Raw genomic sequence first — 3,618 nt, forward strand, 5'->3', positions numbered from 1 at the left:
GAATAGAGAGGCTTTATACCTTTATTTTTCGCTCAAAAAGAGTATAAAGAAGTTAGCAACACTACTTAAGTTATCAAAAAAATATATTTTTAAATGCACTTTATGGAAGGAAGCAATCTCTATGATTTTGGAATTGCTTCCCGAATTTTGTAATGACAATTGTTTAACCGAATTTGATATTAAATCTAAAGTCAAATCAATCATCAAATTTAATACTTACTTCAACGCGACCTTTAATCTTAATTTCCTCTAGAATATCCGCAGGAATATTTGTGACTTGTTTGACTTTAGCGCTTACAGTATTCACAAAACTTTTTTCTCCTTTTTGACTGTAAGTTTTAATTTCTATCAAGTCTTTTTCGTTATCAAGGACAAGACGACTTCCTAAAACAGAATATCCATCTTGCTCAATTCTTGTGTGGATTTTTTCAATATCTTTCTCCAGCAAATCAAAATTCAAAGTTTCCTTCTCGATACTGTTAAAGGTGTCAATATCAACATCATTTTCTTGTAATGCTTGTGATATTTTTTCACTCGCATTTTTCATGGTATTAAATAATTTGCCAAATTTATCTCCTAAGTTTTCTTGCTGTATTTCTCTCATAGATATCCTCCTCAAACAGTTTAATATTTTGTAGTTTTGACTAATGGAATAAATGCTGGTTTGTAACAGTTTAAAAAACTATTGCCACATTAAATATTTTTAGTAGGAGTTAACAGGGAAAGTTTATTATTTTTGTAGGAGGGTTTTATCTCCGAAACTATATCATTATTGTGACAAATAGAAATATATTATTCCTTATTTCCTGTTTTCTTGACCAACTTTAAGTTGCGTTTTGCATCAATTTTAATTTTGCCTTCCTCATAAGCTGTTCTTTATATTCTTGAGGTACATCAGGTGATGGTATTTCTTGCCGTCTTGATTCTACTCTTACTTTATTAGTGCGAATATCCATCACATAAACTTCTGCTAGTTTATAATAACGTTGACCTTCTTTAACTAAAGAAACAATAGCATCAGAAGTTACTTCAATAGCATAATTAATTGCGTCTATTATATATCCTATTACACGATTAGCCCAAGCTGTTATGTCATCCCAAAAATAACCAACAGTACCACCAACAGCTGCACCTAATAAGGCAGCTCCAGCAACAATAACCCAGTGGGCAATAAGAAGCATAATTTATTCCTCCTCTAAATTTGAATTGTTTCCGTTTTCTACCACAACTGCTTCTGCTAAATTAATTTTTTTGTGACGGAGTTTGATAGTTTTATATTTGTTGATTTCTTCATTGAGAATTTCTTCATCAATAGCTTTAACTTTACCAACTAGCAATTTTAATCCGAGTTTAATTGTGATGTTTCTAATATCTCCACCACATAATCCTTCACTAATTTCAGCCGCTCTTTTATAAGTGATATTTCTAGGAACTTTTTCAGATATATGAAATTGCCAAAGTTGAGTTCTCATTTCTATATCTGGTACGGGAAACTCAACGTTAAAAATGATTCTCCTTAAAAAAGCCTCATCATAATTTTCAAATAAGTTTGTGGCAAATATGATTACGCCATTAAACTTATCCATTAATGTTAATAAGGTACTTTTGGCAGAGTTGACACCATGATCTGCTGCTTGGGATAAGTTGGAAATTCTCTTACTTAATACCGCATCAGCTTCATCAAAAAATAATACACTCTGATTTTCTTCAGCTACTTGGAAAACTTTTGATAAATTCTTAGATGTACCACCTACTAATTCAGATTCTAATTCTCCATAATTAACTTTGATAATCTTAGTTCCTAATTTTTGGGCAATGGCTTCAGCAGTAATACTTTTTCCCGTTCCTGGTAATCCAAAAAAGTTTATGCTTAAACCATTACCTGTTTTGAGAAAACGATTAAATTCCCATTCAAGTAACAATTTTTCCCTATTTTTTACATAAGCAATCATTTCTTGGATTTGCTCAATTGTAGTTTTTGACAAGGCTATTTCTTCTAATGTCCATTTAGGTGTTTCGAGTAAATTACTTACTTCATCTTTGGCATTAGAATTTTGCTTTTCCTTGACTATTTCAAATTTCATGGTTTGATATTCTGTTGGCTTTCTTTTGCCATTGCTAGATTTTTTTTATACCAGCAAACAATCCTATCCTAAACAAAAATCACCTTTACCGACAGTAGGAAAAGTACGAACTTTATCCGCTCTATAAAAGTAGGAAAATTACTAAAAGTATGGTACTATTAAAAAGAATTTAGTTTTGGTACAATATCCGTTAAAATGAGACTATTTTCCTAAAGTTTAAAAGCTTTTTTCTACAAGGGATTCAGCGATTTAAGTAAATGGTCTATTAGAAGCGGATTTAATATTAATTGATTTATGAATAGTACCGAAGTATTACAATTAGTAGATGATTTAATCTTTGCTAAAACAGAAAAACACTTAGATGATTTACAAAAAAATGTATTAAAAGGTACTTTAGAAGGTAAAACCTATCCAGACATTGCTAAAGATAGTGGTTTTAGTGAAAGTCNAAGTATTACAATTAGTAGATGATTTAATCTTTGCTAAAACAGAAAAACACTTAGATGATTTACAAAAAAATGTATTAAAAGGTACTTTAGAAGGTAAAACCTATCCAGACATTGCTAAAGATAGTGGTTTTAGTGAAAGTCATGTCAAAAATGTCGGACAAGAATTATGGAATCTTCTCTCATTAGTCTTAGGTGAAAAAGTTAAGAAGGCTAATTTTAAAGGTGTATTTGAAAAGATAAAAAGCCATAATTTTTCACAGCTTGACTCAAGAGGTTGTAAAAATAATCCGACAATTAATAATGTTACTATTTTTCCAGATAGAGAGCGATATTGCTCCGCAACGCTGAGGCGATCGCCTACTTCTGTGGAAAATTATCAGGAAACTAAAAATTAACCACAACTATATTTAGCCGAAGCACCCCAAGATTTTAACTGCTACGATCGCTCTTCCGAATTAACAACTTTGGAAAACTGGATATTAAAAGATTCATCTCGTCTCATTGCAGTTTTAGGAATTAGTGGAATAGGCAAAACAAGCCTAACACTCCAATTAATTAAACAAATCCAAACTAATTTTAATTACATCATTTATCGGAGTCTGCGCTTTTCTCCATCACTCAATACAACTCTTGCCAAATTGTTAGAAATATTTCCCGAAAAAACAGATATATCCCAAAATATTGAAACTCAAATTTCCCAATTGCTCGACTACCTACGTCAATATCGGTGTTTGATTATTCTTGATGATCTGCAAATGCTTTTTTGTAGTGGAAAAATAGCAGGTCAATATCAAACTGAGTCTGAAAATTACCAGATATTTTTTAAACTTATTACCGAAATGAATCATCAAAGTTGCTTCATATTAAATAGTAGAGAAAAACCTATAGAAATAGCTCAACTAGAAACCAAAAATAATTATGTGCGAACCCTAATTTTAGGTAGTTTAGAATTAGGAGCAAAACAAATTCTGCAAAAGCAGAAATTATCAGACCAAGAAACTTGGGAAAATTTAATTGATATCTATCAAGGCAACCCTCGCTGGATAGAATTTACTGCTACTATGATTCAAGAATTTTTTCACAGT

General features: G+C 31.1%; 3 protein-coding genes and 1 pseudogene. 1 reads left to right on the forward strand and 3 read right to left on the reverse strand.

Annotated features, from left to right (window positions below; translation table 11 throughout):
* Positions 1-196: 196 nt before the first annotated feature.
* The 3 genes from AFK68_RS05830 to AFK68_RS05840 all read right to left on the reverse strand — a co-directional run bounded on the left by AFK68_RS05830 (position 197) and on the right by AFK68_RS05840 (position 2,084).
* Positions 197-604 carry a hypothetical protein gene (locus AFK68_RS05830; RefSeq protein WP_094671964.1) on the reverse strand — a complete coding sequence of 136 codons (408 nt, stop codon included), beginning with the start codon at positions 602-604 and terminating at the stop codon, positions 197-199.
* Positions 605-824: 220 nt separating this feature from the next.
* Positions 825-1,181 carry a hypothetical protein gene (locus AFK68_RS05835; protein WP_094671965.1) on the reverse strand — a complete coding sequence of 119 codons (357 nt, stop codon included), beginning with the start codon at positions 1,179-1,181 and terminating at the stop codon, positions 825-827.
* A 3-nt stretch (positions 1,182-1,184) separates the two neighbouring features.
* Entirely contained in the window at positions 1,185-2,084 is a 900-nt protein-coding gene (locus tag AFK68_RS05840) for an ATP-binding protein (RefSeq protein ID WP_094671966.1), read from the reverse strand.
* Between the two features lie 898 nt (positions 2,085-2,982).
* Between AFK68_RS05840 and AFK68_RS05850 the strand changes: the two are divergent.
* Positions 2,983-3,618, forward strand: a pseudogene (locus AFK68_RS05850) (ATP-binding protein); the annotation flags it as partial.

This window comes from Hydrocoleum sp. CS-953 (assembly GCF_002260545.1).
In the GTDB taxonomy this organism is placed as follows: Bacteria; Cyanobacteriota; Cyanobacteriia; order Cyanobacteriales; family Microcoleaceae; genus Trichodesmium.

What these genes read in the sequence shown, in the direction of transcription:
- AFK68_RS05835 (WP_094671965.1), bottom strand. Translation starts at nt 1,181, where the DNA reads ATGCTTCTTATTGCCCACTGGGTTATTGTTGCTGGAGCTGCCTTATTA.
- AFK68_RS05830 (WP_094671964.1), bottom strand. Translation starts at nt 604, where the DNA reads ATGAGAGAAATACAGCAAGAAAACTTAGGAGATAAATTTGGCAAATTA.
- AFK68_RS05840 (WP_094671966.1), bottom strand. Translation starts at nt 2,084, where the DNA reads ATGAAATTTGAAATAGTCAAGGAAAAGCAAAATTCTAATGCCAAAGAT.